The sequence below is a fragment of the Vibrio sp. 1069 genome, from assembly GCF_033340555.1.
In genome coordinates this window covers 1-1,134 of the sequence record NZ_JAWOWP010000099.1, presented here as the reverse complement: position 1 = coordinate 1,134, position 1,134 = coordinate 1, and the positions used below count along the sequence as shown (strand labels likewise).

At 45.3% G+C, this 1,134-nt stretch carries 1 protein-coding gene; it reads right to left on the bottom strand.

Annotated features, from left to right (window positions below; translation table 11 throughout):
* Positions 1 to 1,134, bottom strand: a 1,134-nt coding sequence (gene uvrC, locus R7040_RS24685; RefSeq protein ID WP_318097307.1) for an excinuclease ABC subunit UvrC, incomplete at both ends; no start/stop codon positions are given.

Genomic DNA, 1,134 nt, shown 5'->3' with positions numbered 1-1,134 from the left:
CGTTGGTTGATCGTCATCTTATGGTTGATTTTTGTCGTGATGGCAGTAAGTGCATTGGTATTAGACAGCTTAAGATATCTCCCTCTCGCACCAGTCGGAGAAGTATGGAAATGAACCTTACGCCCTGCGACTTCACTCAGTGCTTTTTGAATGGGTTCGAGATCGTCGGCCAACTCTTGGTTCAGTATTATTCGAGATGGGATTGTTCGCGCCTCATTGTGGCTCAGGTAGTACTGAGTCAAAAAGCTATCGAATACCTCTTGTTGGCTCGTGTTTTGAGGAATCTTAGGGAAATGACTGCGACTGCCTAACACTTTACCCTGACGAATCATCAATATGTGGATGCAAGCAATGCCGTTCTCTTGCGCAAAACCCAGCACATCCATATCATCCATGCTGTCTTCCGATACATATTGCTGTTCTTGGACTCGTCTTATCGCTTGTATCTGATCACGAAACTTTGCCGCGTCTTCAAACCGAAGTTGCTGACTTGCAACCTCCATTTTCTCTATCAACTGCTTCAGTACTTGCTGATCTTTACCTTGCAGAAATAGACGAACAAAACCCACCAGCTCAGCATACTCTTCATCTGAGATAATCGAGCTAACACACGGGCCAGCGCAGCGACCAATTTGATACATCAAGCAAGGGCGCGTTCGATTGGAGTAAACCGTATCTTCACACTGTCTAACAGGAAATATTTTTTGCAGCAAGTGCAGCGTTTCTCGTACCGCCCCTGAGTCAGGGTAAGGACCAAAATACTCGCCTTTACGCTTCTTGGCCCCACGGTGCATGGACAATCTCGGATGTTTATGACCGCTAATGAATATATAAGGGTACGATTTATCATCACGCAGAAGCACGTTGTATTTCGGTAAATACTGCTTGATGTAATTGTGTTCAAGAATCAGCGCTTCTGTCTCGGTATGCGTCACCGTGACATCTATTTTGGCAATATTGCTCACCAAAGCGCGTGTTTTTTCACTGTCGACTTTTTTGCGAAAGTAACTAGAAAGGCGTTTTTGAAGATCTTTGGCTTTACCGACGTAAATAACAACAGCATCGGCGTTGTACATGCGGTACACGCCGGGCTGATGAGTTACTGTCTTGAGAAAGGAAGCCGAATCGAAAGGA